The 26,109-nt window shown below is 69.4% G+C and carries 30 protein-coding genes and 4 pseudogenes; 18 read left to right on the top strand and 16 right to left on the bottom strand.

The window, feature by feature from the left end; translation table 11 throughout:
• Positions 1-515 precede the first annotated feature (515 nt).
• Positions 516-830 (bottom strand): hypothetical protein, encoded by a 315-nt coding sequence (locus tag ACZ7LS_RS23605; RefSeq protein ID WP_382522622.1) that lies wholly within the window; start codon positions 828-830, stop codon positions 516-518.
• A 329-nt stretch (positions 831-1,159) separates the two neighbouring features.
• Here ACZ7LS_RS23605 and ACZ7LS_RS23610 point away from each other — a divergent pair, with 329 nt between their 5' ends.
• The gene (locus tag ACZ7LS_RS23610) at positions 1,160-2,113 is read left to right on the top strand and encodes a bifunctional DNA primase/polymerase (RefSeq protein WP_385130813.1); all 954 of its coding nucleotides are present in this window, start codon (positions 1,160-1,162) and stop codon (positions 2,111-2,113) included.
• Between the two features lie 93 nt (positions 2,114-2,206).
• Here the strand turns inward: ACZ7LS_RS23610 and ACZ7LS_RS23615 are convergent, their stop codons facing one another.
• From ACZ7LS_RS23615 to ACZ7LS_RS23635, 5 genes are all read right to left on the bottom strand, one after another.
• Entirely contained in the window at positions 2,207-3,334 is a 1,128-nt protein-coding gene (locus ACZ7LS_RS23615) for an asparaginase (RefSeq protein WP_385130816.1), read from the bottom strand.
• A 291-nt stretch (positions 3,335-3,625) separates the two neighbouring features.
• The gene (locus ACZ7LS_RS23620) at positions 3,626-4,084 is read right to left on the bottom strand and encodes a histone deacetylase (RefSeq protein WP_385130819.1); all 459 of its coding nucleotides are present in this window, start codon (positions 4,082-4,084) and stop codon (positions 3,626-3,628) included.
• Positions 4,085-4,393: 309 nt separating this feature from the next.
• Positions 4,394-4,786 (bottom strand): VOC family protein, encoded by a 393-nt coding sequence (locus tag ACZ7LS_RS23625; protein ID WP_385130821.1) that lies wholly within the window; start codon positions 4,784-4,786, stop codon positions 4,394-4,396.
• Entirely contained in the window at positions 4,783-5,085 is a 303-nt protein-coding gene (locus ACZ7LS_RS23630; RefSeq protein WP_382522607.1) for an ArsR/SmtB family transcription factor, read from the bottom strand. Before ACZ7LS_RS23630 ends, ACZ7LS_RS23625 begins: the two co-directional genes overlap by 4 nt.
• Before the next feature lie 416 nt (positions 5,086-5,501).
• Entirely contained in the window at positions 5,502-6,107 is a 606-nt protein-coding gene (locus ACZ7LS_RS23635) for a TetR/AcrR family transcriptional regulator (protein ID WP_382522604.1), read from the bottom strand.
• A gap of 368 nt (positions 6,108-6,475) precedes the next feature.
• On the opposite strand from ACZ7LS_RS23635, the gene ACZ7LS_RS23640 reads away from it, so the two are divergent.
• Positions 6,476-6,853: a hypothetical protein gene (locus ACZ7LS_RS23640; RefSeq protein WP_385130826.1), complete on the top strand. Its 378-nt coding sequence runs from the start codon at positions 6,476-6,478 to the stop codon at positions 6,851-6,853.
• Positions 6,854-7,132: 279 nt separating this feature from the next.
• Here the strand turns inward: ACZ7LS_RS23640 and ACZ7LS_RS23645 are convergent, their stop codons facing one another.
• On the bottom strand, positions 7,133-8,005 hold the full coding sequence (locus ACZ7LS_RS23645) for a helix-turn-helix transcriptional regulator (protein ID WP_382666352.1): 873 nt from the start codon (positions 8,003-8,005) through the stop codon (positions 7,133-7,135).
• A 331-nt stretch (positions 8,006-8,336) separates the two neighbouring features.
• Between ACZ7LS_RS23645 and ACZ7LS_RS23650 the strand changes: the two genes are divergently transcribed.
• From ACZ7LS_RS23650 to ACZ7LS_RS23665, 4 genes and pseudogenes are all read left to right on the top strand, one after another.
• The gene (locus ACZ7LS_RS23650) at positions 8,337-8,699 is read left to right on the top strand and encodes an SDR family NAD(P)-dependent oxidoreductase (RefSeq protein ID WP_385130988.1); all 363 of its coding nucleotides are present in this window, start codon (positions 8,337-8,339) and stop codon (positions 8,697-8,699) included.
• Positions 8,696-9,676, top strand: a complete 981-nt coding sequence (locus tag ACZ7LS_RS23655) for an aldo/keto reductase (protein ID WP_382522598.1) — start codon at positions 8,696-8,698, stop codon at positions 9,674-9,676. The genes ACZ7LS_RS23650 and ACZ7LS_RS23655 overlap by 4 nt, the downstream gene beginning before the upstream one ends.
• Positions 9,677-9,819: 143 nt before the next feature.
• Complete coding sequence (locus ACZ7LS_RS23660) at positions 9,820-10,395, top strand: response regulator transcription factor (protein WP_385130830.1); 576 nt, start codon at positions 9,820-9,822, stop codon at positions 10,393-10,395.
• A gap of 245 nt (positions 10,396-10,640) precedes the next feature.
• Positions 10,641-10,909: pseudogene (locus ACZ7LS_RS23665) on the top strand (hypothetical protein); the annotation flags it as partial.
• Here the strand turns inward: ACZ7LS_RS23665 and ACZ7LS_RS23670 are convergent.
• Positions 10,869-11,606: an SDR family NAD(P)-dependent oxidoreductase gene (locus tag ACZ7LS_RS23670; protein WP_385130833.1), complete on the bottom strand. Its 738-nt coding sequence runs from the start codon at positions 11,604-11,606 to the stop codon at positions 10,869-10,871. The pseudogene ACZ7LS_RS23665 and the gene ACZ7LS_RS23670 overlap by 41 nt on opposite strands.
• Before the next feature lie 169 nt (positions 11,607-11,775).
• Between ACZ7LS_RS23670 and ACZ7LS_RS23675 the strand changes: the two genes are divergently transcribed.
• From ACZ7LS_RS23675 to ACZ7LS_RS23690, 4 genes are all read left to right on the top strand, one after another.
• Positions 11,776-12,414 (top strand): TetR/AcrR family transcriptional regulator, encoded by a 639-nt coding sequence (locus ACZ7LS_RS23675; RefSeq protein WP_385130836.1) that lies wholly within the window; start codon positions 11,776-11,778, stop codon positions 12,412-12,414.
• A gap of 222 nt (positions 12,415-12,636) precedes the next feature.
• Positions 12,637-13,539 carry an AraC family transcriptional regulator gene (locus tag ACZ7LS_RS23680; protein WP_382522587.1) on the top strand — a complete coding sequence of 301 codons (903 nt, stop codon included), beginning with the start codon at positions 12,637-12,639 and terminating at the stop codon, positions 13,537-13,539.
• 138 nt (positions 13,540-13,677) lie between these two features.
• The gene (locus tag ACZ7LS_RS23685; protein WP_382522584.1) at positions 13,678-14,109 is read left to right on the top strand and encodes a nitroreductase/quinone reductase family protein; all 432 of its coding nucleotides are present in this window, start codon (positions 13,678-13,680) and stop codon (positions 14,107-14,109) included.
• Positions 14,110-14,155: 46 nt separating this feature from the next.
• Positions 14,156-15,184, top strand: coding sequence for an aldo/keto reductase (locus ACZ7LS_RS23690; protein WP_382522582.1), 1,029 nt, complete (start codon positions 14,156-14,158; stop codon positions 15,182-15,184).
• A gap of 57 nt (positions 15,185-15,241) precedes the next feature.
• On the opposite strand, the gene ACZ7LS_RS23695 is transcribed toward ACZ7LS_RS23690, so the two are convergent.
• The 3 genes from ACZ7LS_RS23695 to ACZ7LS_RS23705 are packed head-to-tail and all read right to left on the bottom strand — an operon-like array spanning position 15,242 to position 17,809.
• Positions 15,242-16,018 carry an FAD:protein FMN transferase gene (locus ACZ7LS_RS23695; protein ID WP_385130839.1) on the bottom strand — a complete coding sequence of 259 codons (777 nt, stop codon included), beginning with the start codon at positions 16,016-16,018 and terminating at the stop codon, positions 15,242-15,244.
• Positions 16,011-16,448: an FMN-binding protein gene (locus ACZ7LS_RS23700; protein ID WP_385130842.1), complete on the bottom strand. Its 438-nt coding sequence runs from the start codon at positions 16,446-16,448 to the stop codon at positions 16,011-16,013. The genes ACZ7LS_RS23695 and ACZ7LS_RS23700 overlap by 8 nt, the downstream gene beginning before the upstream one ends.
• 11 nt (positions 16,449-16,459) lie before the next feature.
• Positions 16,460-17,809, bottom strand: coding sequence for a ferredoxin reductase family protein (locus tag ACZ7LS_RS23705; RefSeq protein ID WP_382522574.1), 1,350 nt, complete (start codon positions 17,807-17,809; stop codon positions 16,460-16,462).
• 237 nt (positions 17,810-18,046) lie between these two features.
• Here ACZ7LS_RS23705 and ACZ7LS_RS23710 point away from each other — a divergent pair.
• A pseudogene (locus tag ACZ7LS_RS23710) lies at positions 18,047-18,884 on the top strand (sensor histidine kinase); the annotation flags it as partial.
• 125 nt (positions 18,885-19,009) lie between these two features.
• Here ACZ7LS_RS23710 and ACZ7LS_RS23715 read toward each other — a convergent pair.
• The gene (locus ACZ7LS_RS23715; protein ID WP_385130845.1) at positions 19,010-19,204 is read right to left on the bottom strand and encodes a hypothetical protein; all 195 of its coding nucleotides are present in this window, start codon (positions 19,202-19,204) and stop codon (positions 19,010-19,012) included.
• A gap of 51 nt (positions 19,205-19,255) precedes the next feature.
• Here ACZ7LS_RS23715 and ACZ7LS_RS23720 point away from each other — a divergent pair, with 51 nt between their 5' ends.
• From ACZ7LS_RS23720 to ACZ7LS_RS23730, 3 genes are read left to right on the top strand one after another with little or no spacing between them, the layout of a single operon-like run.
• Positions 19,256-19,891, top strand: a complete 636-nt coding sequence (locus ACZ7LS_RS23720) for an NAD(P)/FAD-dependent oxidoreductase (RefSeq protein WP_385130848.1) — start codon at positions 19,256-19,258, stop codon at positions 19,889-19,891.
• A 56-nt stretch (positions 19,892-19,947) separates the two neighbouring features.
• A complete protein-coding gene (locus ACZ7LS_RS23725) occupies positions 19,948-20,316 on the top strand; it encodes an ArsR/SmtB family transcription factor (protein ID WP_382522566.1) in 369 nt (122 codons plus the stop codon).
• A 28-nt stretch (positions 20,317-20,344) separates the two neighbouring features.
• Positions 20,345-20,860, top strand: a complete 516-nt coding sequence (locus ACZ7LS_RS23730; protein WP_385130851.1) for a GNAT family N-acetyltransferase — start codon at positions 20,345-20,347, stop codon at positions 20,858-20,860.
• 19 nt (positions 20,861-20,879) lie between these two features.
• Here ACZ7LS_RS23730 and ACZ7LS_RS23735 read toward each other — a convergent pair whose 3' ends face one another.
• The 3 genes from ACZ7LS_RS23735 to ACZ7LS_RS23745 are packed head-to-tail and all read right to left on the bottom strand — an operon-like array spanning position 20,880 to position 23,405.
• A complete protein-coding gene (locus ACZ7LS_RS23735) occupies positions 20,880-21,935 on the bottom strand; it encodes an ArsO family NAD(P)H-dependent flavin-containing monooxygenase (RefSeq protein WP_385130854.1) in 1,056 nt (351 codons plus the stop codon).
• A gap of 28 nt (positions 21,936-21,963) precedes the next feature.
• The gene (arsB, locus tag ACZ7LS_RS23740) at positions 21,964-23,094 is read right to left on the bottom strand and encodes an ACR3 family arsenite efflux transporter (RefSeq protein WP_382666375.1); all 1,131 of its coding nucleotides are present in this window, start codon (positions 23,092-23,094) and stop codon (positions 21,964-21,966) included.
• A complete protein-coding gene (locus ACZ7LS_RS23745) occupies positions 23,091-23,405 on the bottom strand; it encodes an ArsR/SmtB family transcription factor (RefSeq protein WP_381956476.1) in 315 nt (104 codons plus the stop codon). Before ACZ7LS_RS23745 ends, arsB begins: the two co-directional genes overlap by 4 nt.
• Positions 23,406-23,494: 89 nt before the next feature.
• Between ACZ7LS_RS23745 and ACZ7LS_RS23750 the strand changes: the two genes are divergently transcribed.
• The 4 genes and pseudogenes from ACZ7LS_RS23750 (at position 23,495) to ACZ7LS_RS23765 (ending at position 24,762) form a co-directional block, all read left to right on the top strand.
• Positions 23,495-23,908: an arsenate reductase ArsC gene (locus ACZ7LS_RS23750; RefSeq protein WP_385130858.1), complete on the top strand. Its 414-nt coding sequence runs from the start codon at positions 23,495-23,497 to the stop codon at positions 23,906-23,908.
• A pseudogene (locus tag ACZ7LS_RS23755) lies at positions 23,905-23,982 on the top strand (FAD-binding protein); the annotation flags it as partial. The gene ACZ7LS_RS23750 and the pseudogene ACZ7LS_RS23755, both read left to right, overlap by 4 nt.
• Before the next feature lie 53 nt (positions 23,983-24,035).
• Positions 24,036-24,326, top strand: a pseudogene (locus ACZ7LS_RS23760) (FAD-dependent oxidoreductase); the annotation flags it as partial.
• Positions 24,327-24,372: 46 nt separating this feature from the next.
• Positions 24,373-24,762 (top strand): DUF305 domain-containing protein, encoded by a 390-nt coding sequence (locus ACZ7LS_RS23765; protein ID WP_385130860.1) that lies wholly within the window; start codon positions 24,373-24,375, stop codon positions 24,760-24,762.
• A gap of 445 nt (positions 24,763-25,207) precedes the next feature.
• On the opposite strand, the gene ACZ7LS_RS23770 is transcribed toward ACZ7LS_RS23765, so the two are convergent.
• A complete protein-coding gene (locus tag ACZ7LS_RS23770) occupies positions 25,208-25,546 on the bottom strand; it encodes a MerR family transcriptional regulator (RefSeq protein ID WP_382522542.1) in 339 nt (112 codons plus the stop codon).
• Between the last annotated feature and the right edge of the window lie 563 nt (positions 25,547-26,109).

Raw genomic sequence — 26,109 nt, forward strand, 5'->3', positions numbered from 1 at the left:
CGCTAGGAGCGAGGCCACCTCGGGGGATCGGCCCCAGGTCCCGAAGCGGTCTCCGCCTCAGGGTGTAGTGATGGTGCCTCCTCCACCTCCTGTAGGTGGAGGAGGGGACGAGGAGATCATCAGGGTCATCCCCGGGAAGTACGGGTCCGCGACCGTACGGGAGCGACCAGTCGCGCGAGGCGATCGGCGCCGCGCGACCGTCCGGCGCGGGCGGGGCGCGGGGCGGGACATGGTTTGGGACGTGCGGCGGGATGCGGTTCGGGACGCGCGGCGGGATGCGGTTCGGGACACGGAGCCGGACGCAGGGCGGGACACGGAGCCGGACGCGGTTCGGATACCGGCGAGGCCGCTGGCGGCACCGCTGACGCGGCTCTCGGCGCGGTCGGCGCAGTCGGCGGAACCGCTGGTGAGCGGGACGCCGGTGAACGCGGAAAAACGCCCTGCGCGACGGCACCGGAGCACCGCCGCGCAGAACGTACCTCACCCCTCAGTCACGCCCCCCGTCGGGCCGTACTTCACCACCACAGGTTGTTGAAGGTCACCGAGACGTTCTCGTTGGACTGGTCGATCGCCGTGAAGCCCGAACCGATCACATTCGCGGTGTTGTTCTGATTGGACGCCCCGGCGCCGGTCGCCACCTGCTGCGTCGTCGTCGAGTTGCCGAGGTTGTGTCCGCCCACCCCACTGCCGCTGATCGTGGCCACGGTCGCGTTCGACCCGGCACCCGAGAAGGCGCCGTTGTCGGCCTGAGCAACTCCGGTGAAGAGCGCGGCGGCGAGGGGCAGCGCGGCGACAGCGGCGAAGGCACGGGCGGTACGGAAGTTTGCCATGACATTTCCTCCAGGAACCATGAAGTACGGCTTGTTTCCGAGGCAGTTGGCCGACTGTCTCGGTCGCGGTGACGACGTCGCGACCTCAGAATTGCCCACCGAATCCCCCGCGAACCACCCCGGAGAGCCTGATTCCCTCGCAAGCGTGAGGACATGTCGATAAACCCCCAATGCGCCCTCAAAGCCCTGGTCCGCCCTCGCCCGGCTGCCGCGATCCGCCTCACGAGCCTGTCCGCCACAAAGGAAGAAGCGTTTCTGCGCCCCCCCTCACCCTCGCCCTCGAACCACCCCCTCTTCCCTTCTTCGAACACCTGTACGAACATAGGCCCATGGCCATCACCGCCCGGCACACCGCCACCCTGGCCCTCGCGCACGCGCTGTCCGCCGCCGAGCGTGGGCTCCCCGTCTTCCCCCTGTCCCCCACCAAGCTCCCCGCACTGCGCTCACCGCACAGGGGGGAGCCCGAGCCGGTTCTCTGCCGGGGCGAGTGCGGGCGTCCGGGCCACGGGGTGCACGACGCCACCGCCAATCCCACCGGCGTACGCTCCCTGTTCGCCGCCGCGCCCTGGGCGACCGGCTACGGCATCGCCTGTGGCCGGCCGCCGCACCACCTCATCGGAATAGATCTGGACGTCACCCCGGGACCGGCGCCGGACTCACCGCTCGGCTCGCCCCCCGACTCACCGCTCGGCTCGCCCCCCGACTCGCCCCCCGACTCGGTGGCCGCGCTTCAGCAACTCGCTCTCCAGCACCTGTTCACGCTGCCGGAGACCGTGGTGATCCTCACCCCCAGCGGCGGCCGCCACATCTGGCTGACGGGCCCGCCGAACGTCGTCGTACCGAACTCCGCGGGCAGACTCGCCCCCGGCATCGACGTACGCGGCGCGGGCGGCTATCTCGTAGGCCCCGGCTCGGTCACGGCGCGTGGCGCCTACCGGCCGGCCCCCGGTACGGCCGACCTGGCGCCCGCTCCCTGCCCCCGCGCCCTGCTGCGTCTGCTCACACCCCCTGCGCCCCCTGCGCGCGGCCAGCACCACCGGCACCGCTCCGGCGCAGCCGAGGAACAGCCCGCGCGTGGCCACGGCCTGGTGCGGTTCGTACGCGCGGCGCACGCGGGCCAGCGCAACACCCGGCTGTTCTGGGCCGCCTGCCGCGCGTACGAACACGGCTTCGGCGAGACCCTGACGGAACCCCTCGTCGACGCCGCCCTGCACACCGGCCTGACCGAACAGGAAGCCCGCGCGACCATCGCCTCGGCCGCCCGCCTCACCGCTGGCCCCTGACCCGACGACACCGGAAGCCCGACCGACACCGGAGGGCGCCCTCGCGCGATGCGAGGACGCCCTCCAGGGGGTCGCAGCCGACGAAGGCAAGGTCTAGCCGCGGCTCTTGAACTCGGCCGCACCCAGCGTGGTGAACCAGCCGCGCATCTTGTCCACGTCATCGGTGGCCGCGAGGGAGAGCAGGAGCAGGATGCGCGCCTTCTGCGGGGTGAGGTCCGCCGCGCCGATCAGCGGGCCGTCCGCCGCGTCGTCGTAGACGGCCCCGTTGCCCGTACGAGTCGTGGAGGCGAACACCACGCCCTTCTTGACCGCTTCGGTACGCGCCTTGCTCATGGCCGGGGAGATGCCGCCCGCGCCCGTACCCGCCGTCACGACGCCGGCCACGCCGGAGTCCGCGAACGCCTTGACGGCCTCGCCGCCCGCGTCCTGGTAGCTGTAGGCGATCTCCACCTTCGGCAGGCTCTTCCCCTTGCCCGCGATCTTGTCGAGGTCGAACGGCGTCTTCCAGCTCGCCTTGCCGCACTTGTCCACCCGCGCGGGCGCCCGGTTGATCCGGACCCGGTCCTGGTCGACCACGCCCAGGACGCCGCCGGCACCGCTGTTGAACGTATCCATGCGCAGCGCGTCCGTCTTGCGGACCTCACGAGCGGCCTGGATCTCGTCGTTGAGCATGATGACGCTGCCGAAGCAGGTCGTCCTGCGGCCGGCGGCGAGCTGGATGGCGTTGTACAGGTTCGCCGGACCGTCGGTTCCGATGACGGTCCACGGGCGCATCGCTCCGGTGAGGATCACCGGCTTGTCGCTGCGTACGGTCAGGTCGAGCCAGTACGCGAACTCTTCCATCGTGTCCGTACCGGTGGTGACGACCGCGGCGTCGTTCGAGCGCAGCGCCTTGTCGACCGTTTGGGTCAGCTTGCGGTAGTCGGCTATGGAGTAGCCGCTCGAACCCTGGTTGCCGAACTGCACGGTGGAGACGTCCGCGACCCGGTTCACCTCGGGCTTGAGGTCACCCACCAGCTCGGATATGGGGATCTTGCCCGCCTGGTAGTCCTGGAAGTCCACCCGGCTCTCACTCACCCCGGCGATCGTCCCGCCGGTGCCGATGACGGCGACCTTGGGCCGCTTGACCGGCGCCTTGGTCTGCTCGGCGGCGGCGGCCGTACCGGCCGTCAGGGCCATCACGGCCGTCAGCAGGACGGTTCGACGCAGGATTCCTCGCATGCTGCACACCCCTTCTCCGGGATCGACAAGACTGGCTGGGCTGCCGGGATCGCCGGGAATGCCGGGAATGCTTGATGGGATGGATCAATCAGGGTCCGGGAGAAAAGGTGACCGAATCGCGTTTCGCGCCACGGCCCGCCCAGTTAATTCGGCGTTTCCCGATGCCGACGCCAGGAGGCCGCTCAGCGGCCGGGGACGGGACCATGGAGGCATGGAGGCATGGAGGCATGGAGGGATCGTGGACGGGACCATGCACGGGATCGTGCCCGGCGCCCTTCCCTTCCCTTCACTTCACTCGGACTGGGCGATCAGGTCCGCGATGTCGCGCGCGGTCCATCGGCCGGCCGCGCCCGGGCACGCCGCGAGATAGCGGGCGACGGTGTTCGCGTCCCAGGCGCCCGCCTCCAGCAGACCGGAGCCCAGGAGCCTGAGGTAGGACGCCGAAGGTTTGCTCCACTCCAGTTCGTCCACGCCCCACGGAGCGGTGAAGGTAAGCACCGGGATCCCGTCCATCGCCCCCAGGCAGACGAGCGTTTCGTACCGCCCGCCCCCGAGCACCGACCGCCCCTCGCCCAGCGCTTCCGCGAGGTCGAGATCAGCCCCCGGCTCCCGGTACATCTCCTGCGCGGCGATGTCCGAGAACTGCCCTACCGAGACCAGGTGCGCCCTCGCCAGCACCTTTCCGCTGACGCCGGGATCGTAGAACGCCCTGCCGCCTCCCCAGACGGGCGACTCGGTGGCGAAGTACATGACACCGCGGAGCTCCACGGGCACGGAGGCGCTCGGCGGTCGCTTGTCCCGGCATCCGGGATACGTCCGGGCGGCCCCCGGCGGCCGTCCGCCGGCGATGTAGCACGAGAGCCGCTCACGGCACGTATTGGAACCGTACGACGTGTACCAGACCTGACGCGGCGGGGCGCCGCCGGTCTCTCGCCGCTGAATGGCGCGGGGACTGATCATGCTCACCGCACCAGGGCGTGCCACTGAACGTGTATCTGAGCCTGCATCTGGGCCTCCCGCACGGCCGACCGCCACTTCGGCTGCGTCACTTCGGCTGCGTCACTTCGGCTGCGTCACGATCTGGATCAGGTTGCCGCAGGTGTCGTCGAAGACAGCGGTGGTGACGGCGCCCATCTCCAGGGGCTCCTGGGTGAAGCGGACGCCGAGGCCGAGCAGGCGCTCGTGCTCCGCCTTCACGTCGTCGACGGTGAACTGGGCGAGCGGGATGCCGTCCTTGACGAGCGCGTCGCGGTAGGGCTTGACGGCCGGGTGGCCGGCGGGCTCCAGGAGGAGTTCGATGCCGCCGGGCACGTCGGGCGAGACGACGGTCAGCCACCGGTCCTTCTCGCCGAGCGGGATGTCGTGCTTCTTCACGAAGCCGAGGATCTCGGTGTAGAAGCGCACGGCCTCGGCCTGGTCGTCGACGAAGACGCTCGTCAGATGGATCTTCATGGGGTGTTCTCCTCTCGTTCTGATGTCCCGGGCACGAGCCATCGCTCGACGATATGCCGCAGCGGGGCCGCGTTCAGGTCGTGGAACTTGTAGCGGCCCTCGCGCCTGGTCTCGACGATCCCCGCGGCCTCCAGCACCGCGAGATGCTGGGAGACCGCCTGGCGCGAGATGCCGAGCTGATGCTTCACGCTCAGGCGCGAGCAGATCTCGAACAGTGTCTGTCCGGACTTCTCCGCGAGCTCGTCGAGGATGGTACGGCGGGTGGGGTCGGCCAGGGCTTTGAAGAGATCGTCGGCCACGACCCCAGAATAGGCAAGCATTCACTTGCCTATCAAGACGGGCCACTTCCCCACCTGGTCGGTTCCCACCGTCCTGGGGGTCGAGGGCATTGGCCGGGTAGCGGCGGTGGGCGACGGAGTGCGCTACGCCGATCAGCCTGCGATCCCGGCGGCCTCCCTGGTGGAGGCGACGGCGAGGCCAGAGCGCACGCCGACCTGGAATCGAGCGGCGCGACCGGGAAACTACTGCTCCTGCCGTGACGGCGAGGGAAGGATGAGGGAAGGATAGGGAGTCCGGAAGAAGGCAAGGACGCTCCGGAGATCCCGGTGGAGCCGGCCTTCAAGGGAGTCCTTCCGCACACTTCACCGAACACCCGCCGCGCGGCACCATGCCCCACTTCCCCCTCGGTGGGACGCGTCGGCCTGCCGGTTGGCCGTCAGCCGCCGATCGGACCGGACCGCAGCCGCATGATCCCGACGTCGAGCGCGGCCCGTAGATGTGTGGACTGGCCCGTGGACAGCATGATTGACACGCCGCCCTGAATACCCGCCAGCAGCGCGGCCGCGGACTGCTCCACATCCAGGTCGGCTCCGACCAGACCCCGATCCTGCAGCGCGCGGATCCCCGCTGCGAGGTACTGCTGCCACTGGCGCATCAATTCGACCACGATCGCCCTGGCTCCGGGATTCGAGCGGCCGACCTGCAGGAACAGCGACCCCAGTGGGCACTGGTCGCCTTGCGCCTCGTAGCGCTCGACGACCGCGTCCCGCCACCGGTACCAGGTCTCCCAGGAATCCAGGCAGCCCAGATGGGGCTGCTGGTCGTCCAGGACACGGTCCGCCTCGTACTGCGCCACCGCCAGCAGCAATTGGTCTTTGCCGTCGGGAAAGTAGTGGAACAACTGGCTCTTGCTCGTGCCCGTCCGCGCCCGTACGTCATCCAACGTCGCGAGCGCCACACCGCGCTCGCGCAGCACCTGGGCGGCGCCCTCGATGATGCGCGCCCGGGTGGCCTGCCCCTTCGGCGTCAGCACGCCGCCCATCGACCCACCTCGCATACTGGACCAGCCAGTCCACCGTAGCGGAGGGCCGACTCACCCGGAACCAGGACCGGCTGGGCAGGCGCCCCACTCAGTGTCGTGGGCCGGCGAGGGGAGATCGAGTCCCCCGGAGCCGCTCACGGCGACCGAGGCCAACCCCTGCCGCAGCTCGCGGCGCTCGGCGCTCGGCGCTCGGACAGGGGCACCGCCGGATCCGTTACGAAGTACCTCGCACCCCTCCAAAAACCGCCCGCCACCCTGCCGACGCCACCGTCCGGCTCGCCTTCATCCGCTACGCGTCCCGCGCGAAAGCCCAGCGGCAACCAGTCCGGAGTCCGGCCGGCTCGGGTTCGTGTCCAGACTCCTGGCGAGTGGACGACCGAGCTGGCCCGGACCTGGGCGTGCGAATCATCGCTCAGGGGCGGCCCGAGGACGAGAAAATCCTCCGCGCTCGTGGCGCCACCTGGTTCGTATCGCGCGACAAGAACCTGAGCGACGCGGTGCGCCGGTTCGCATCGGAAGGCGTGAACGGCGTACTCGACGCGGCGGCACTCGACACCCCCGCGCTGGCGGCTGTCCGCGAGGGAGGCGTCTTCGCGTACTGGTGCCGTGAGCGCCGGGTCATCCACGGAGGACAGAGAGGGACCAGCGTTCGGATCGAGCGTGCTCTCAACGCTACGGGCGGCCAGGCCGGGGCCCTGATCCGGCCGGAATTGCTGCGGTGGGTGTGGGATTTGAACCCACGGTGACATCGCTGCCACGACGGTTTTCAAGACGGTGCGGATTGCGCGGTGCCCATGCCTTCTGACCTGTGCGAATGGTACTTGGCAACCTCCGAGGCAATGCCTCGGACCGCAAATGGACCGCTGACGAGCGTTCCCCTCAACAAGGCAATGGGCCTTAGCGATCGGGAGACCATCCCGCTGCAATAGCGGGCGGAGTCGCGCAAGGTCCCCCGTGCCCTTAGCGCTCAATTGCGCACACACGTGCAGTGGTTAGGCAGGCGCGTTGTGGATGTGGGCGCGGGGTCAGGCAGTTGTGTTGGGTGTCTGGTCGGGGGTGGGCGTGCCGGTCCAGCTGGCCAGGATGCTGATGGCTTCGGCGGCGGGTGAGGCCGGTTCCGGGGTGTAGATGACGAGAGTCTGCTCGGGGTCGCCTTCGACGGCCAGGACGATGTAGTCGAGGGTGAGGTCGCCGACGAGCGAGTGGTGCAGGCGTTTGGTGCCGGTGGTGTGGGCGAGGACGTCGTGGTCGGCCCACATGCGGCGGAAGGTGTCGCTGTGCAGGGACAGCTCGCCGATCAGTTCGGTGAGCTGCGGGTCGTCCGGGTGTCGTCCGGCGTAGAGGCGCAGGGTGGCGACGCAGTCGCCGGCCACCCGTTCCCAATCGCGGTACAGGACGCGGGCGGCTTCGTCGAGGAAGACGAAGCGAGCGGCGTTGCGGTCGTGGTGCGGCCGGGCTTCGAAGTCGGCGATGAGGGCGTAGCCGAGTCGGTTGGCCGCGAGGATGTCCATGCGCCGACCCTGGACAACCGCGGGAACGCTGAGCGCGTCCAAGGCGCGGTAGAGGGCGGGGCGGACCTTCTGCGGGGCGAGGGGCTTCTTACGGCGGGTCCGCCCGGTGGCGGGCTGGGCCAGGTCGAAGAGGTGGGCGCGTTCGGTGTCGTCGAGTCGCAGGGCGCGGGCGACGGCCTCCAGGACGGTTTCGGAGACGCCTTGGGTGCGTCCGCGTTCCAGCCGGATGTAGTAGTCGACGCTGACTCCGGCGAGCTGGGCGACTTCCTCGCGGCGCAGTCCCGGAACACGGCGAGCACCGGTGTGAGGGGCGAGGCCGGCCTGCTCGGGAGTGATGCGGGCCCGGCGGGTACGCAGGAACTCGCGGATCTCGCTGCTGCGGTCCATACGTCCACCGTACGGCGGGGTCCGGGTGCCTTTCAGGCGGCGTGGGAGGTACTGGCGGACCCCCGGTGGAGCGGTACTCCGTACGAGGGTCCGGACGACTCCGCCGGGTGATTGCCTGGATGGCGGGCCCACTGAGCCGCCGATCATGGCACTCGCAGGGTCCTCCCTCACCTGGCGTGACGACCTGCGGGCCGCGCCGTACATCCGGAGGAAAGGACTCCACCCCCCATGGCAACGAATCTGACCGGCACCGTCGCGCTCGTCACCGGCGCGAGCAGCGGTATGGGCGCCGCCACCGCCCGCCGGACAGGACCCGCGGCGGGTCGCCGACATCATCAACATCAGCTCGATCGCCGGCCGCCAGGCATGGGCGAACTACGGCGTCCGCAACCTCACCAAGTTCGGCGTGAACGGATTCACCGAGTCCCTGCGCCAGGAGCTGGCCCAGCGGCATGTGCGGGTGAGTGTCCTGGAGCCGGGCGCCGTCGACACCCAGCTCGGTTCACACAACAAGACTCCGTCCACACCCAGATCCTCGAACCGTTCAACGCGCGGCACGAGCGCCCCGCCCCCGCCGACATCGCCGACGGGATCACCTATATCGCGACCCGGCCCCGACATGCCTCGATCGCCGAACTCTGGGTCATGCCCACCGACCAAGCCTGACGGCCGTACGAGAAGGAGTATCCGATGAAGCACGTATCACTGGGCGGGCTCGATGTATCGCGCATCGGCCTGGGAGCCATGACCATGGCCGGCACCTACACGACGGGCGGCGGCCTCGATGACGACGAGTCCATCCGCACCATCCACCGGGCGCTGGACCTCGGGGTCACCCACATCGACACGGCCGAGATCTACGGCCCCTTCCACAGCGAGGAGGTCGTCGGCAAGGCCATCAAGGGCCGGCGTGACGACGTCGTCGTGGCGACGAAGTTCGGCATGGTCTCCCACTCCGGTGGCGGCCCCGGCGTGATCGACAGCAGCGCAGGCAACGTGAAGACCGCGGTCGAAGGCTCCCTCAAGCGCCTCGGCACCGACCACATCGATCTCTATTACCAGCACCGCGTCGACCCGAACACCCCCATCGAGGAGACCGCCGGCGCGCTGGCGGAACTGGTCGCCGCAGGCAAGGTCCGCCACATCGGGCTCTCCGAGGCCGGCCCCGCCACGATCCGCCGTGCCCATGCCGTGTACCCGGTCGCCGCGCTCCAGACGGAGTACTCGCTGTGGACCCGCGATGTCGAGGCGGAGATCCTCCCGCTCCTACGAGAGCTCGGCATCGGCTTCGTCCCGTACTCGCCGCTCGGGCACGGACTGCTGACCGGCCAGATCCGCAGCGTGGACGACTTCCCCGACGACGACTGGCGCAAGACCAACCCGCGCTTCACCGGGGAAAACTTCCAGCGCAACCTGCGCATCGTCGACGAAGTACAGGCCATCGGAGCCGAGATCGGAGCGACCCCGGCCCAGACCGCGCTGGCCTGGCTGCTGACCCGCGGCGACGACATCGCCCCCATCCCCGGGACCCGGCGGGTCTCCCGCGTCGAAGAGAACACCGCCGCCGACAACATCGAACTCAGCGCCACCCAACTCGACCGCCTGAACAACCTCACCCCCGCCTCGGGCGAGCGCCACAACGAGGCGAACATGGCCAGCATCGACCGCTGAGCGGCGCGGCACCGAGCGGCAGATCGGCTTGCGGCCGTCCAATGCGGCGGACGGGAGGTTCGGGCAACTCGCTTTCCTCATGTTCGCCTGAGGGTTCGAGGTGTGTGGGAGCGTCCTGACCTGCGGCCCGATAGGTGTGGGGGATGCTCCTATACCTCGTCAAACCCTTCACACTCAGCGTCCTGCTGGCACGGCCGCGCGCACACCTGCGCCGCAGACCGCCGACATCCGGCCGGCAGAAGCGACCGATCCGGCTCGGCGACCTGACCGTGGACACCACCGCCCGGCGCTGCTTGCTCGCTGGGCGGGACATCGCACTGCGCCCCAAGGAGTTCGAACTCCTCGCCGTCCTCGCCCGGCACGCGGGCGCCGCGGTGTCCCGCGAAGCCCTCATGGCCCAGGTCTGGGAGGAGAACTGGTTCGGCCCCACGAAGACGCTCTACGTCACCCTGGTCTCCCTGCGCCGCCGCCTCCACCAGGCAGAGTCCGACGCACCCGACACCACGCGACTCCCGACGATCACCACTCTGCGCGGCCACGGCTACCGGCTCGACCACGCGAGCCGGGCCCTGGGGCGGAGCACGAGGCGGGCGGCTGAGACTCGCGGGGCGGCATGCCACGCCGCGCACACCACCAGAGCTTCCCGCCCGCGCCGTCATTCGGTCGCTTCCCGCCCGCGCCGTCATCCGGTCGCAAGACGCACTCGATCAATCCGATGACAGTGGCCCGCTACTGCGAGCGGCGCACCGCGGTGCCCGCGCGAAGTCCGACCACGCTGACGCTGCCCAACATCCTGCGGACCGACGTCGGCGGGCAACGGCCGCTGCCCGCCGACTCCGAACTGGTCCGGGCGATTCGCGGTCCTCGCCCGCGCCCAGCAAGACACGGAGCGGAACCGTGCCCTCGTGCGAGTCGCCCTGCGCAGATCCGGACGTTAGCGGAACATTGAGCTCTCGGTGGACCGGCTACCGTCCGGCTGGGGACGAAGGTCACCAAGGGGGCAGCAGGGCCGACGCCTTGGCGATGGTCTTCAAGCTCGTCGAGTCCGCTGAGACCCGCCGGCGAGCCGTGAACGCACCCCGCCTCGTCGCCCCCGTCCGGGCCGGAGCCCGCTTCGAACGCGGCGAGTTCCTCGATGCCATCGAGTTCAACCGGTGGTGTGCGCGCCTAACGGTTGGCCCGCAGACCGTATTCAGCGGGTCTGGTCGGTCGGTCGGATCAGGATCTCGTTGACGGCGACATGCTCGGGCTGGGTGAGCGCGTACAGGACGGCGCCGGCGATGTCCTGGGACTGAAGAGTCCGCATGGAGTCGGCGTAGTTCTTGGCGAGGGCCTGCATGGCAGGGTCGGTGATATGGGTGGCCAGCTCGGTCGCGACCATTCCGGGCTCGATGACGATGACGCGTATGCCCTGCGCCGTGACTTCCTGCCGCAAGGCTTCCGAGAAGGCGGTGATGCCGAACTTTGTCGCGGCGTACACACCACCGCCGGCAGATGCGGTGCGCCCTGAAGTCGAAGAAATCTGCACCACGGCGCCCCTGCTCTCCAGCAGGTGAGGCAGGGCGGCATGGGCTGTGTACATCGATCCCAGGAGGTTGGTGTCAATCATGCGCGTCCACTCAGCGGTGTCCGCATTCAGGATCGGTCCGCTGAGCATGACGCCAGCGTTGTTCACAAGGGCGTCAAGGGTGCCGAAGTGCTCGACGGTCGCCGTAACCGCGTCCCGCACGGACTCGCGGTCGGTGACATCGAGCTCCAGGACCAGCATCTCGCCGGGGCCGTCCTGCGCGAGCGACTTCAGCCTTTTGGTCCGACGAGCCCCGACCGCCACCCGGGCGCCGGCTGTGGACAGGGCAAGTGCGGTGGCCTGTCCGATGCCCGAGGAGGCGCCGGTGACCAGGACGACCTTTCCGTCAAGGGTGTTGCTCATGTCTTCCTCCGATGGATACGTGGTGAGGGCGGTAGCCCGCCAGGTGTCTTGACGACAGTCGGCGGTTGATCCAGCAGAAAGTGACCGCTGGGTCATGTTGAGCGTACAGCAAACATGACTGCCCGGTCATGTTGCTGGTAGGCTCGTGCCTGTTCGATAGGGGGCGCGTATGAGTGAGACGACAGGCACCGCGGGCCGGCGGGCGGACATGCTGCGTAATCGCCGCCTTCTGCTCCAGGCCGCGACGGAGGCGTTCGCCGAGCTGGGGACGGACGTATCGATGGGCGAGATCGCCCAACGCGCCGGACTGGCCAAAGGCACTGTGTTCCGGCACTTCGCATCGAAGGAAGACCTGCTTGCCGCGATCATGCTGCAGCTTGTCGACCGTCTGATCGGCACAGCGGAGCGCCTTGCCGAGGCCGACGATGCAGATGCGGCGCTGGTTGAGTTCATGGCAGAGAGCATCGAGACCCTGGCCGCTGACCGGGCGTTCTGCGAAGTGATCGGGCGGCCGTCACTGGACCACGCCGGCGCCCGGGACGCGATCGGCCGCCTCTGCGGCGCCGCCGGGGCACTCACTGGCCGGGCACAGGAACAGGGAACCGTCCGTAGCGACGTCACGGGCACGGACATCGTGCTGCTACTCGCGGGCATCCATCAAACGGCAGCGCCTCTGCTGGCCGCACAGCCGCAGGCATGGCGCCGTTACCTCGAACTGGCTCTGGACGGGCTCCGCGCCACCGGGACCCGCGAACTGCCGCATCTGCCCGGTGACCTGCACCTCGGTGAGCATTCCGGGAAGAGCTGACCTGCGGACGCCGCCATGGCCCTTCGCCGCGCAGCAGTCCAGTGCGTCGTGCGGACGTCGGGGACAGGACCCGCCGCCGCGACGCACAGCCATCGATCCGTTCCGGAGGCACCGAGGTCTCCGGAGGCCGACAGTGCCACAAGCTTTCACGAAACTCGCGCGTCGTTGCACAATCCTCTCGCCGCTGGGCGATCGCCGCAGCTTCTGTGATGCACTCGTAGCATGTCTCTGGACGAGCTTCGCGTACTGCTGGACCGGCATGCGCGTCCCGATCTGACCACGGCGATCGACGGTGTCCGGATCTGCAAGGTCGACCACGCCGCCGCACCGGAGTCCTCGATGTCCGGGACAGTGCTGGCGGTGATCGCCCAGGGCGGCAAGCGTCTCGCCCTGGGCGACAGCTTCCACGACTACCGCGCCGGACAATATCTCGTCGCCTCCGTCGACGTCCCGGTGACCGGACACGTCATGGACACCGCTCCCGGCAGGCCCACACTCGGATTCGGGATGGCTCTCGAACCTGGCGTCATCGCGGACCTGCTGCTGCAGGCAGGGCCGGGAGATCTGCCGAAGTCTCCGGGCACCGCGCGGCCGGGGCTCGGGGTGAGTGACGCACCGGGCGAACTGCTCGACGCCGTCGTGAGACTGCTGCGCCTGCTCGACCGTCCACGGGACCGAAAGGCACTCGCCCCGCTGTGCGAGCGCGAGATCCTCTGGAGGCTGATGACCGGGGAACAGGGTGATGCCGTCCGCCAGCTCGGTGTGGCCGACAGCAGCCTCACACACGTCAGACGCGCCGTGCGGTGGATCCGGGACAACTACACCCAGCCGTTCCGGGTCGAGGAGGTGGCGCGGCTCTCGGGGATGAGCGTCTCCGCCTTCCACCGGAACTTTCAGGCGGTGACGGCGATGAGTCCGATCCAGTTCCAGAAGAACATCCGGCTGCAGGCCGCGAGACTGCTGCTGGCCAACCATCCGAGCGACGTCACCGGCGTCGGCCAGCGTGTCGGATACGACAGCCCGTCCCAGTTCAGCCGTGAGTACCGGCGCCAGTTCGGCGCCCCGCCCAGCGTCGATGCGGCGCGCCTGCGCGGCCGAGTGGAGTCCGCCGCGGCGCTGCCGTGATCCGCCCGTACGAAACGAGGATTGGGCAGATACGCGAGAGGATCTTGCTAGCCCCGGCGCCGCGCCTGCTGGTTTGCTGAACGTAGTGGAAATTTCCACGCATTCCGCGCAAGCCAACCCATGGCATGGGAGGCGGGTATGACGAACGACGCAGTCGTCCGCGCCCTCGACATCGGCCCGGAGTCCTCTGCGGCCGAACGCACCATCGACATCACCACGGTGGGCAGGCGCAGCGGCGCCCTCCGCCGCATTGAGGTCTGGTTCCACCACATCGACGGCCGCTGGTACCTGAGCGGCGTGCCCGGCCCTCGCAACTGGTACGCCAACTTGCGGGCCGATCCGCGCTTCGTCGTACACCTCAAACACAAGGTCATCGCCGACCTGCCCGCGACCGCGAAGCCAGTCGACGAGGCGACCCGGCGGCGGGTGATCACCGAGATCCTCGATCTGCGGAACCGGCCCCAGCTCGCAGCGCGGGTCGGCCGACGGCAGAACCTCGATGAGTGGCTCGCAGGCAGTCCGCTGGTCGAGATCGTGTTCGACGACGAGCAGCTGCGGACACGGACGTAGCGGCATCGCCGCTCACCGAACGCGCCACGCTCCGAAGGAGAGAGACATGAAGTACCGCACGCTGGGCCGGACCGGAATCCAGGTCAGCCCGTACGCACTGGGCACCATGATGTTCGGGACGGCGGGAAACCCCGACCATGACGACTCGATCCGGATCATCCATCGGGCCTTGGACGCGGGGATCAACTGCGTGGACACCGCCGACGTGTACTCCGACGGCGAATCCGAGGTCGTCGTCGGTAAGGCGCTCAAGGGCCGCCGCGACGACGTCGTGCTCGCCAGCAAGGTGCACTTTCCGATGGGCGACGATCCCAATCACCGGGGGAATTCCCGGCGCTGGATTATGACCTCGGTCGAGAACTCCCTGCGCCGCCTGCGGACCGATCACCTCGACCTCTACCAGATCCACCGCCCCGACCCGACGGTGGACGTGGAGGAGACATTGTCGGCGCTGTCGGATCTGGTCCACAGCGGCAAGGTGCGCGCGATCGGCGCGTCGACCTTCCCGGCCTCGGACATCGTTGAGGCGCAGTGGGTCGCTGAACGGCGTGGCCTGGAGCGTTTCCGTACAGAGCAGCCGCCGTACTCGATCATCAACCGGAGCATTGAGCGCGAGGTGCTGCCGGTCACCCAGCGCTACGGGATGGGCACGCTGGTTTGGAGCCCGCTCGGCCAGGGATTGCTCACGGGCCGCTACCGCAAGGGCAAGCAGACCGACAGCCACCGTGGCGGCACCATGCCGCAGCACTTCGGCGACGAGCGCAAGCTCGACGTGGTCGAACAGCTGATCCCGCTCGCCGAGAAGGCCGGCCTACCGATGACCCACCTCGCGATGGCCTTCGCGATCGCGCACCCGGGCGTCACCTCGGCGATCGTCGGACCGCGCACCATGGAGCAGCTCGACGACCTGCTGGCCGGCGCCGACGTCACCCTGGATGACGAGATCCTCGACCGGATCGACGAGATCGCTCCTCCCGGAACGGACGCCGGCCCCAACGACGTCGCCTACACTCCGCCGGCCGTAGCCGACGCGAGCCTGCGCCGGCGAGCGGTCACCCGGCGCTCCGCCGCCTGAACGATCGACCGGGGCCGGGGTCCGGGGGAGTCCGGCGGACTGAGTGCGTGTGCTGTCTCATGATCCGTATCTGCCGAATCCTGATGTGCGCCATTCGCGGCCGTCGGGCAGTACGGCGAGTGCCTCGTGGTCGTCCAGTGTCTCCAGCCAGTCCCGTGCGCCGTCGCCTCTGGCGAACGCCGCGGTGGCGTAGGCGTCGGTCGTGGTCAGGCGGGGCCCGACGAGGGTGAGGGAGGCGAACGCGGTGGCGGGTGTGCCGCTGTGCGGGTCGAGGATGTGGGCGCCGCGTTCGGCGGTGCCGGAGGTGGCGACGGCCAGGTCGTGGCCGGCGGTGATGACGGTGGCCAGTTCGCCGGGGCGCAGCGGGTGGGTGATGCCGATACGCCACGGGGTGCCGGCGGCTGCCCGGCCGCGGAGTTGGAGGTCGCCTCCGCCGTTGACGCAGGTGTGGTGCGCGCCTGCTTCGCTGAGCAGTTGGGACGCGGCTTCGGTGGCCCAGCCCTTGACGAGGCCCGAGGGATCGAGGGTTCCGCCGGGTCCGCCGGGGACGATGCTGAACCAGCCGTCGGTGACGTCGGCCACTCCCGCGCACAGGGAGAGGACTTCGTGGACTTCGGGAGGGCAGTCGTCCAGCCGGATGTCGCCCCGGCCGAGGCGGCTGATGTGGCTGTCGGGCCGGTAGGTGGAGAACACGGCATCGACGTCGTGCAGTTGGCGCACAGCTTCGGCGAGGGCGTCGTGGATGGCGGTGGTGGGCTTGTCGCGGATGTCGAAGGAGAAGACGGTGCCCATGACGTGTTCGACGTGGCGCAGTCCGTGTGCGGTGTCAGGCATGGGCTTGGTCCAAGGCGCTCTGCAGGGACTGGATGTAGCCCTGGCTGGTGTAGCTGGCTCCGGAGACGGCGTCGATGTGCGCGCTCTGGGCGCCGATCACCTCCTGGGTCAGGCGGGGCAGGGCGTAGGAACTGATCTGCTGGTCGCGGCCGTTCTGGTCCGGCGCCCGGACCACCTTGACGGCGGTGATCTTTCCCTGGGAGAGGGTGACGGCGACCTGCACGGTTCCGTACCGGGTGTCGATGGGATCCCCGGTGAACGTCCCCGTCCCCGTCCCCGTCCCCGCCGACGTGCCCGACGTGCCCGACGAGGAGGACGTGGGGGAACGTGGTGCGACCCCTGCGAGGGTGGGGAGTTGGTGGGGTTTGAGGGCGAGCAGCGCGACGATCAGGGCGCTGGTTCCGGTGGTGACGAGGATGGCTCGGCGCATGGCGGTTGTCCTCAGAACGCGAACGACTCGTGGTGGATGCGCCGTGCCGGGACGCCGGCTTCGCGCAGGGCCGGGACGGCGGTCTGTGTCATGCCGGCCGGGCCGCAGAGGTAGACGTCGTGTGCGGCCAGGTCCGGCACCAGGGTGGTCAGGCCCCGGGCGGTGAGGGGTGAGGAGTGTCCGGGGGGTTCGTCGACGACGTAGTGCACGGTGGCCTGCCGTCGGGCGGCTATGGCGTCGATCTCACCGCGCAGGGCGAGGTCGTCGGGGCGGCGGGCCCGGTAGACGAGGGTGACCTGGCCCGGCAGCGTCTCGAAGAGCGTGCGCAGGGGGGTGATGCCGACGCCACCGGCCAGGAGCAGGACCTTGGGGGCCGTGCGGCGGTTCGCGGTGAAGCCGCCGTACGGTCCCTCCGCCCACACCCGGGTGCCGGGCGCGAGGTGGGCGAGCGCGGCGCTGTGGCCACCGGCGGTTTTCACGGTGATACGCAGGTGGTGGGGGTGGGCGGGGGAGGAGAGGGAGTACGGGTTGGCGGTCCACCACAGGCCGCGAGTCAGGAACCGCCAGCGCAGGAACTGCCCCGGCTCGCCTCCCAGTTCGTCGAGACGTTCGCCGGTGAGGTGGACGGAGACCACGCCCGGTGCCTCGGGGTGGACCGCGGTGACGCGCAGGCGGTGGCGCACTCCGCGCCGGACGGGGACGGCGAAGCGGTACCAGGCGACCAGCGCGGCGACGCCGAGGAAGAGCGTGTACCAGGCCGCCTGGGCGGCGCCGTTGCCGACGAAGTCGGCTCCGTTGGAGAGCTGGTGTCCGAAGGTGAGGAAGACGGCCAGGTAGGTGGCGAAGTGCAGGTAGTGCCAGGTCTCGTAACTGAGCCTGCGGCGGGCCGCGCGGGCCGAGAGGACTCCGGTGGCCAGGAACAGCAGAAAGCCGGCGGTGCCCTTGAGGAGGTCGGGGTAGTTCAGGACGAGCGTGGAGGTCTGGCCCACCACGCCCGTGTGCGAGGCCAGTGAGTAGCCCCAGATGATCAGCAGGGTGTGGGCGAGGGCCAGGGAGACGGTGCAGCGGCCGCCCAGGGCGTGCCACCGGGCGAGCCGGTCCGTGCCGATCGTGTGGTCCAGGAGCGGCATGCGGGCCATCAGTGCCAGCAGGACCGCGCAGGCGTAGCCGGCCAGAAGCCCGGTGATGCGGCCCGCGCCGGTGAGCCAGCCCGCCGGTCCGATCACCGAGGTGGTGTCGCTCCACCACAGGGTGAGGACCCCCGCGGCGCCGGCCCAGATCACCAGCGGCGCCAGGAGGGGCACGGCACTTCGGCGCGGACGCCGGTGGCGCAGCCCGCGGCTCGCGTACGTGGTCGTCATGAGGCTCCTACGGATGAGCCGGACAGGAGACTGGCTCCGGCGACGGGCGGCCAGCCTCACAGCCCAACCTCTGCGTACCTTCTGAAACCACCCCGCCGGCCTGTCCCCGGGCCCGCCTCAGGGCCGATTCAGAGGAAACTCAGAGCTACGGGGCTCACCCGTCGCCCGCCCGCGGCGGGGGATGCTGAAGAAACCATGGACGAGCCGCGTACGACATCCCTTCCGCACCACCCCGACACCGCCCGTGCGGCCGAGGTGGCCGGGCTGCCGCTCGCCAGCGGCGAGATCGCCATGCCGGGACCACTGCCCGACACCGACCCCCGTACCGAGGTCGGCCAGGTCGGCACCGCCCTCAACCACATGCTCGGCCACGTTGAGGACGCCCTCACCCAGCGTCAGACAAGCGAGGAAAGGCTCCGGCACTTCGCCGCCGACGCCAGCCACGAACTGCGCACCCCCGTCGCCAACATCCGCGGCCACGCCGAACTCTCGCTGCGCCACCGCGGCCCCGTCCCCGCCGAAGTCCGCCATGCCCTGGAACGTATCGATGGCGAGTCGCAGCGCATGACCCTCCTCGTCGACGACCTCCTTTCTCCTCGCCCGCCTGGACGCGGGACGCCCCCTCGAACACGAGCCGGTCGATCTGACCCTGCTGATCCTGAACGCGACCGACGACGCACGCGCCGCCGGCCCCGGCCACCGCCGGCTCCTCGATCTCCCCGAAAAACCGGTCACCGTCACCGGCGACGCCCACAGGCTCCAGCAGGCCGTCGGCAACCTCCTCGCCAACGCCCGCACCCACACCCCGCCCGGCACCGAAGTGACCATCACGCTCACCACCGATCAGGCCGGCACCACCGTGAGCGTGAGCGACAACGGATCAGGCATCCCCGAAGAACTCCGGCCCGAAGTCTTCGGCCGCTTCGTCCGCGCCGACCACTCCCGCTCCCGAAGCACCGGAAGCACCAGTCTCGGCCTCGCCATCGTCCACGCCGTCATCACCGCCCACGGCGGAACCGTCACCGTCACCAGCAGCCCCGGACACACCACCTTCCGCCTGACACTCCCCGCCTGACACCGGCTTGCGGGACCAGGCGCGCCACCACCAGCGTGTTGCTGACGCATCGCCAGGCGGGCGACTGGCGGTCTTGGCGGGCGGACCCTGGCACCTTCGGACAGCACATTTCGCGCCGGGTTGTGTCAGGGGAGGCAGGTCTTCTGCCATTCCACCGATGTCATGTTCAACGCGGCTTCGGCCAGTTCTTGGGCGGATGCGGTCTTGAGCTTCTGGAGGCTGCTGTCGATCCATCCTTGGACGTTCGAGTAGCCCTGTTCCCGGTACTCGACGCCGTGGATGAGGCATTCGAGCTTGTCTGCGTCGTGGGCGCAGATCACTTCGAGTGAGTCGCGGCCTCGGCCGGCCCAAACGCCCCGCGCTGCCCGGTCTTGGACTCCTTCACCGGAAACGTCCTGCACGTCACCGACTACCGCACCCCCGAACCCTTCGCCGGGCAGCGCGTCGTAGTGGTGGGCGCAGGCAACTCCGCCGTGCAGATAGCGGCGGAACTCGCCCCGCGCTCACGCGTCACCCTCGCCAGTCGGACACCCGTGAAATGGTTCAAGCAGCGCCCGCCGGCGGGGAAGGACCTGCACTTCTGGCTCAGGGTCACCGGCCTGGACACCGCGCCGCTCGGCCGCTTCCAGAAAGCCCCGGCCACCATGGCCGTCATCGACGACGGCCGCTACCGCGCGGCCCTCGCATCCGGGGCCCCCGACCGGCGCCCGCTGTTCACCGGCATCAACGGCGCCGTACTGACCTGGCAGGACGGCATGACCGAGCACATCGACACGATCGTCCTGGCCACCGGATACCACCCTGATCTCACCTACCTCGCGCCACTGAGCGCCCTCGACGGACAGGACCGCCCCCGCCATCGCGACGGAGCCTCCCTCACCCATGGCGCTCTGGCGTACGTGGGACTGGAGTGGCAGCGCAGCCTCTCCTCCGCTTCCCTGCGCGGCGTCGGCCGCGACACGCAGCGCGCCGCCCGCCGGCTCGCGGCCCACCTGGCCCTCGCATAACCGCCCGGCGGCGGCAGCCCCTGGGCGCTTGGTTCGACGTGTGTCAACATAGACGTATGTCGAATGTGCAGGTGTTGCCGCTGCTGGAGCCCGAGGCCGACGTCGCGCCGTGCTGCCCGCCGCTGAACGAACGCCCCTTCAGCGCTGAAGAGGCCGAGGTGGCCGCCAAGATGTTCAAGGCGCTCGGCGACCCGGTCCGCCTCCGGCTGTTCTCCGCCGTCGCCTCTCACGAGGGCGGCGAGGCGTGCGTGTGTGACATCTCCGACGTCGGTGTCTCCCAGCCGACCGTCTCCCACCACCTGAAGAAGCTCAAGGACGCCGGACTGCTGACGTCCGAACGCCGCGGCACCTGGGTCTACTACCGGGTGGAGCCGAGCGTACTGAAGGCCATGGGCCTGCTGCTGACCACCGCGGCCGGCACCTGATCGTCGCCCCGGCCCAAGGAGCAACACCGTGTCCACCCCCGTCGGACGGGCGCCGGCCGTCATCGTGCCGCTCCGGGCCGCGCATGCCGACGCAGTGCTGGCGATCTACCGGGCCGGCATCGACGAGGGCAACGCGACCTTCGAGACCTCACCGCCGTCCTGGGAGTCCTTCGATACTGCGAAACTGCCCGAGCACCGCTTCGCCGCCCTCGACGATGACGGCACGGTGGTGGGCTGGGCGGCCGTAGTACCTGTATCGAACCGCCCTGCGTACGCGGGAGTTGTCGAGCACTCGGTCTACGTTCATCCCGGCGCCCGGGGGCGTGGTATCGCCTCTGCACTGCTCGGGGAGCTGATCGAATCCACCGAGGCCGCCGGCATCTGGACCATCCAGTCCGGCATCTTCCCCGAGAACACCGCCAGCCTCGCGCTTCACCGACGAGCCGGCTTCCGCGTCATCGGCACCCGCGAACGCGTCGGCCGCCACCACGGAGTCTGGCGCGACGTCCTGCTCATCGAACGCCGCAGCCCCGCCGTTCTCTGACGGCCGGCGATTCGGACGGTCAGCGCAACAAGGCGGCGATCTCGCGTGCCGCGTCTCGGGCGGGGCGGCCGACGCCGATGAGGGTGGCGGAGGCGGGGCCGGTCCAGTCGCCGTAGCCGAGCAGGTGGAGGCGGGGTTCGCCCACGGCCCGTGTGCCGTTCGTGGGGATGTGGCCGCGTGGCCCGCGCAGCGCGAGCGGGGCGAGGTGGGACAGGGCGGGGCGGAAGCCGGTGCACCAGATGACGGTGTCGGTCTGGGCCCGTGTGCCGTCGGACCACTCGGCGCTGTCGGAGGTGAGGCGGGTGAACCTGGGCTGGGCTTTGAGCAGTCCGGCGTCGCGTACCTCCCGTACGGGAGGTACGGCGACGATGTCGCCGAGCGAGGCGACGCCGCCTGTGTCCGTGCGGCCTTCGTCGAGGGCGCGGCAGCGGGCGGTCGCGGTGTCGAACAGGGCGCGGCCGTCGATGTCGTCGGCGAGGAAGCGCGGCGGGCGTGAAGTCACCCAGGTCAGCTCGGTGTTGTGGGCGAGGTCGGCCGCGATCTGGGCGCCGGAGTCGCCTCCGCCGACCACGACGACGCGCTGTCCGGCGAAGTCGGCCGGACTCCGGTAGCCGGCGGTGTGGAGCTGGCGGCCGGTGAAGGCGTTCATGCCGGGGACGGCGGGCAGGAACGGCCGCCACCAGGTGCCGGTCGCCGAGATCACGGCCCGTGCGGACCAGGCGCCGGAGTCCGTCTCCACCCGCAGCCAAGTTTCATCACGCCGTACGGTGTTCACCCGTACCGGCCGGTGTACGGGCAGGTCGTAGCGGTGTTCGTTATCGGTGAGGTAGTCCACGACGTGGGCGGCGTCCGGGTATTCCTGACCGGGTTGCGGGGGCATGAGGCGGCCGGGCAGTGAGGAGTACGCCGCCGGGGAGAACAGGCGCAGCGAGTCCCAGGCGTGCTGCCAGGCGCCGCCCGGCCTGGACCGGGCGTCGAGGACGACGAAGTCCAGGCCGAGTCGGCGCAGGTGGTAACCGGCGGCGAGCCCGGCCTGGCCGCCGGCGATCACCACCACATCGGCCGTCGCGGTCACGGGCCCGCCGGCCAGTTGCGAGGGCGCATCAGTTCGTCGTGTTCGTGGCCGTGCTGGTGGTGATCGCCGTGGGTGCGAACTTCCGCCGCCAGGCCAGGGAGACGTAGACGAGCCCGATGAGGACGGGGACTTCGATGAGGGGGCCGACGACGCCGGACAGTGCCTGGCCGGAGGTGACGCCGAAGGTGGCGATGGCGACCGCGATGGCGAGTTCGAAGTTGTTGCCCGCCGCGGTGAAGGCCAGGGTCGTGGTGCGGTCGTAGGCCAGGCCGATGGCCTTGCCGAGCGCGAAGGTGCCGAAGAACATGATCGCGAAGTACACGAGCAGCGGGAGCGCGATCCGGGCGACGTCCATGGGCTGTGAGGTGATCGTCTTTCCCTGGAGGGCGAAGAGGATGACGATCGTGAACAGCAGCCCGTACAGGGCCCAGGGGCCGATCTTCGGCAGGAACGTGGCTTCGTAGGACTCGCGGCCCGTCTTCTTCTCGCCCAGACGGCGGGTCAGGAAGCCGGCCAGCAGAGGGATGCCGAGGAAGATGACGACGTTCAGCGCGATCTTCCACATGGAGATGTCGAGCCTCTCGCCGTCGCCCAGGCCGAGCCAGCCGGGGAGCAGGTCGAGGTAGAGCCAGCCGAGCAGGCCGAAGGCGATGACCTGGAACACGGAGTTGAGGGCGACGAGGACGGCGGCTGCTTCGCGGTCGCCGCAGGCCAGGTCGTTCCAGATGATGACCATGGCGATGCAGCGGGCGAGGCCGACGATGATCAGGCCGGTGCGGTACTCGGGCAGGTCCGGCAGGAAGATCCAGGCCAGCGCGAACATGACGGCCGGGCCGACGATCCAGTTGACCGCCAGGGACGACGCCATGAGCTTGCGGTCGCCGGTTACGGCGTCCAGCTTGTCGTAACGCACCTTGGCCAGTACGGGATACATCATGATCAGCAGGCCGACGGCGATCGGCAGGGAGATGCCGCCGATCTCGACCTTGGCGAGCGCGTCGTTCAGTCCTGGGATCAGCCGGCCGAGTCCGAGGCCCAGGGCCATGGCGAGCAGGATCCAGACGGCCAGGAACCGGTCCAGCGTCGAGAGCTTGGCGACGACCGAGGCGTCCTCTCCGCTCTGCGGAGTTGTGGCGGCGGCGGTCGGTTCGGTGGTCACGGGCACGCCCTCTTGATGTCGGCGGCCTGGTTCACGCGGGCGGTCGAAGCCAGCGTGGCGAAGGAACCGGCGAGGCTTTCGATGACCTCCGGACGCAGCTTGTAGTACGTGAACCGCCCGCAGGGCTCGGTGTCCACGACCCCGGCCTCGCGCAGGACACGCAGGTGGTTGGAGAGGTTCGTCTGCTTGGCGCCGGTCTCCTCGACCAGGTGCGTGGTGCAGAGCGTCTCGCGCGCGAGCAGGGTCACGATCTGGAGTCTGAGCGGGTCCGCGAGAACGCGGATCAGATCAGTGTCGACTGACGTCATCATGGAGTGATACTTTCACATCAGTGGCGACTGACGCCACCAAGTACTGATATCACCGGTGCCTGACTTCATCGTGAACAAGAGAGATCTCGATGCCTGAGAAGCCTTCCGTCCTGTTCGTGTGTGTCCACAACGCCGGCCGTTCGCAGATGGCCGCCGCATGGCTGAGTCACCTCGCAGGGAACCGCGTCGAGGTCCGCTCGGCCGGATCGAACCCCGGCAACGCCGTAAACCCCGCCGCCGTCGAGGCGATGGCCGAGGTCGGCATCGACATCTCCGCGGAGACCCCGAAGATCCTCACCGTCGACGCGGTCAAGGAGTCGGACGTCTGCATCACCATGGGCTGCGGCGACACCTGCCCCGTCTTCCCCGGCAAGCGCTACCTCGACTGGACGCTCGACGACCCGGCCGGCCAGGGAGTCGAGGCCGTACGCCCCATCCGCGACGAGATCAAGAAGCGCGTCGAGGTCCTGATCCAGGAGATCGCGCCGGAGAAGACGGCGTGAGCGAGATACGCGACGTCATCGTCATCGGCTCCGGCCCCGCCGGCTACACCGCCGCCCTCTACACCGCCCGCGCCCAGCTGAAGCCTCTGCTGTTCGGCAGCTCGATCTTCGTCGGCGGCGCCCTGACCACGACCCGCGCACCGAACTCTTCACCGGCCGGCTGGAGCTGGACCACGAGGGCTACCTCAAGGTCGAGGCCCCCTCCACCCGCACCAACATCCCCGGAGTCTTCGCCGCCGGCGACGTCGTCGACCACGCCTACCGCCAGGCCATCACCGCAGCCGGAACCGGCTGCGCCGCCGCCCTGGACGCCGAGCGCTACCTCGCCGACCTCACCGACCTCGCCGCCCTCACCGACACCCAGGGCGAGCAGACTCCCGAGCCTGGTGTGGCCTGCACCAACGAACTGACCGCGTGAGCTCCGAGGTGCCGATTCGCGCTGGTTCCTGCTGGCCGGGGCGCTGTTGATCCTCTGCGTCGCCACCGGGGTACTCCTGGTCGCCCTCCCTGGGCGAACGCAGGCGACGCAGGCCCGTCCGGGCAGCTACTCGGCGAATGCGGGGTTCTCGCGGGACATGACGACCATGACGACCCGCGAGCAACTCGGCAGACTGCGAGCCGCCAAAGGGCGGAAGGCCGAAGTCCTGTACCTCCAGCTCATGATTCCGCACCACCAAGGTGGCGTGGCGATGGCGAAAGCGGCGATGAAACAGGCGAGGGGCCGTCAGGTAGTGGCCCTCGCTGACGGCATGGCTCGCGCCCAGCAGACCGATATCCGGCTGATGCGAGACATGCTCAACCAGCGAGGCGCGCCTCGGCCTGAAGCACCGGCGCCCGCCTTGACACATCACTGAGGGCAGGCGCAGCAGACACGGAATCTCCGGCCCCTTCCGCGCCCGCCTGCGCCGCTCTCTGCTGCAGCGGGCCACCCGTGGCCGACTGAAGTGGCCTTCTCAGATGAGAGAAGGCCACTGACACACCGCCCAAGCCTGCTGGACCGTGGGCCGACCTCACCGCGAGCCTGAACGGCGTCCTCGCTGACCCCGTAGTCCTGATCACTCCGCACGGACAGTGCGGGCCGACGCGACATGCCGCACGTGGAGTAACGAGCCACTCCGGCGGCTTCGCAGGTCACGTTGCGTCAGCTTCCCCCAGGGCATACGAACGTCCTGACCTCTTTATGCGGTCAGGGCCTTCGCTCTGCCGGGCGGTGTTCCGTTCGATCCGGGTGGCGGGGCTGCCGGACCGGGTTCCGACCAGGACGCAGCGCTGCCCGGGACGCCGGTGTTACGGGCAGCGTCAGGCCAAGGTCGTTGGGTTCCCCAGTCCGGCGCTGCGGCGGTGCTCGGCGTTGATGCGCTGGGCCTCTTCGAGCTGGTCTTCGAGGATGACGATGCGGCAGGCGGCCTCGATGGGGGTGCCCTGGTCGACGAGCTCACGGGCACGGGCGGCGATGCGCAACTGGTAGCGGGAGTAGCGCCGGTGGCCACCCTCGGAACGCAGCGGGGTGATGAGGCGGGCTTCGCCGATGGCGCGGAGGAAGCCCTGGGTTGTGCCGAGCATTTCGGCAGCGCGGCCCATGGTGTAGGCGGGGTAGTCGTCGTCATCGAGCCGGCTGAACGAGTCGTCTGCTGTCATTTGCACCTCTCTGTGGAACACGCTGGAGGGGCCTTGGTGCCATATGGCACCAAGGCCCCGAAGGAACTGCTACACCATCTGCCGGCCCTGGTACTGCGCCGGCCTTCTGTTTCCGCCGACCCGGCCTGGAAGTTGCCGGGGATGCGGGGATCGCGGTTGCTTGACCGGAGACCACCTCACTATCGATGTCCTGCGGTACCCGGGCTCAAAACTTCCGCCCGGGCGATCCTGATGGCGCTCAACTCCTCCGTTCTTCCCTCTTGATCAACACATGTGCACTGCTGCTACTGCGAACTGCTCGTGGCCTCGAACGGCGCCACTCTTTCGGCAGCCAGCCCCGTCGCCCGTCCTGCGTCTGCTCTGGCTTGGAACCCCACTGCCGAACTTCCCGGTGCGCGCGTCCGCAGCCGACGCCTTCACCGAGGTACCGCTCTGACTTCACTTCACTGCTGGGCACTGCTCACGGCGGCCCCTGATGACTGCGGGCCACCCGGTCCGGTCGTCAGCCCCGTCGCCGTCCTGCAACCGCTCTGGCTTCGGAACTCCACCACCGCACCGCCCTG

Source organism: Streptomyces sp. NPDC039430 (genome assembly GCF_055639435.1).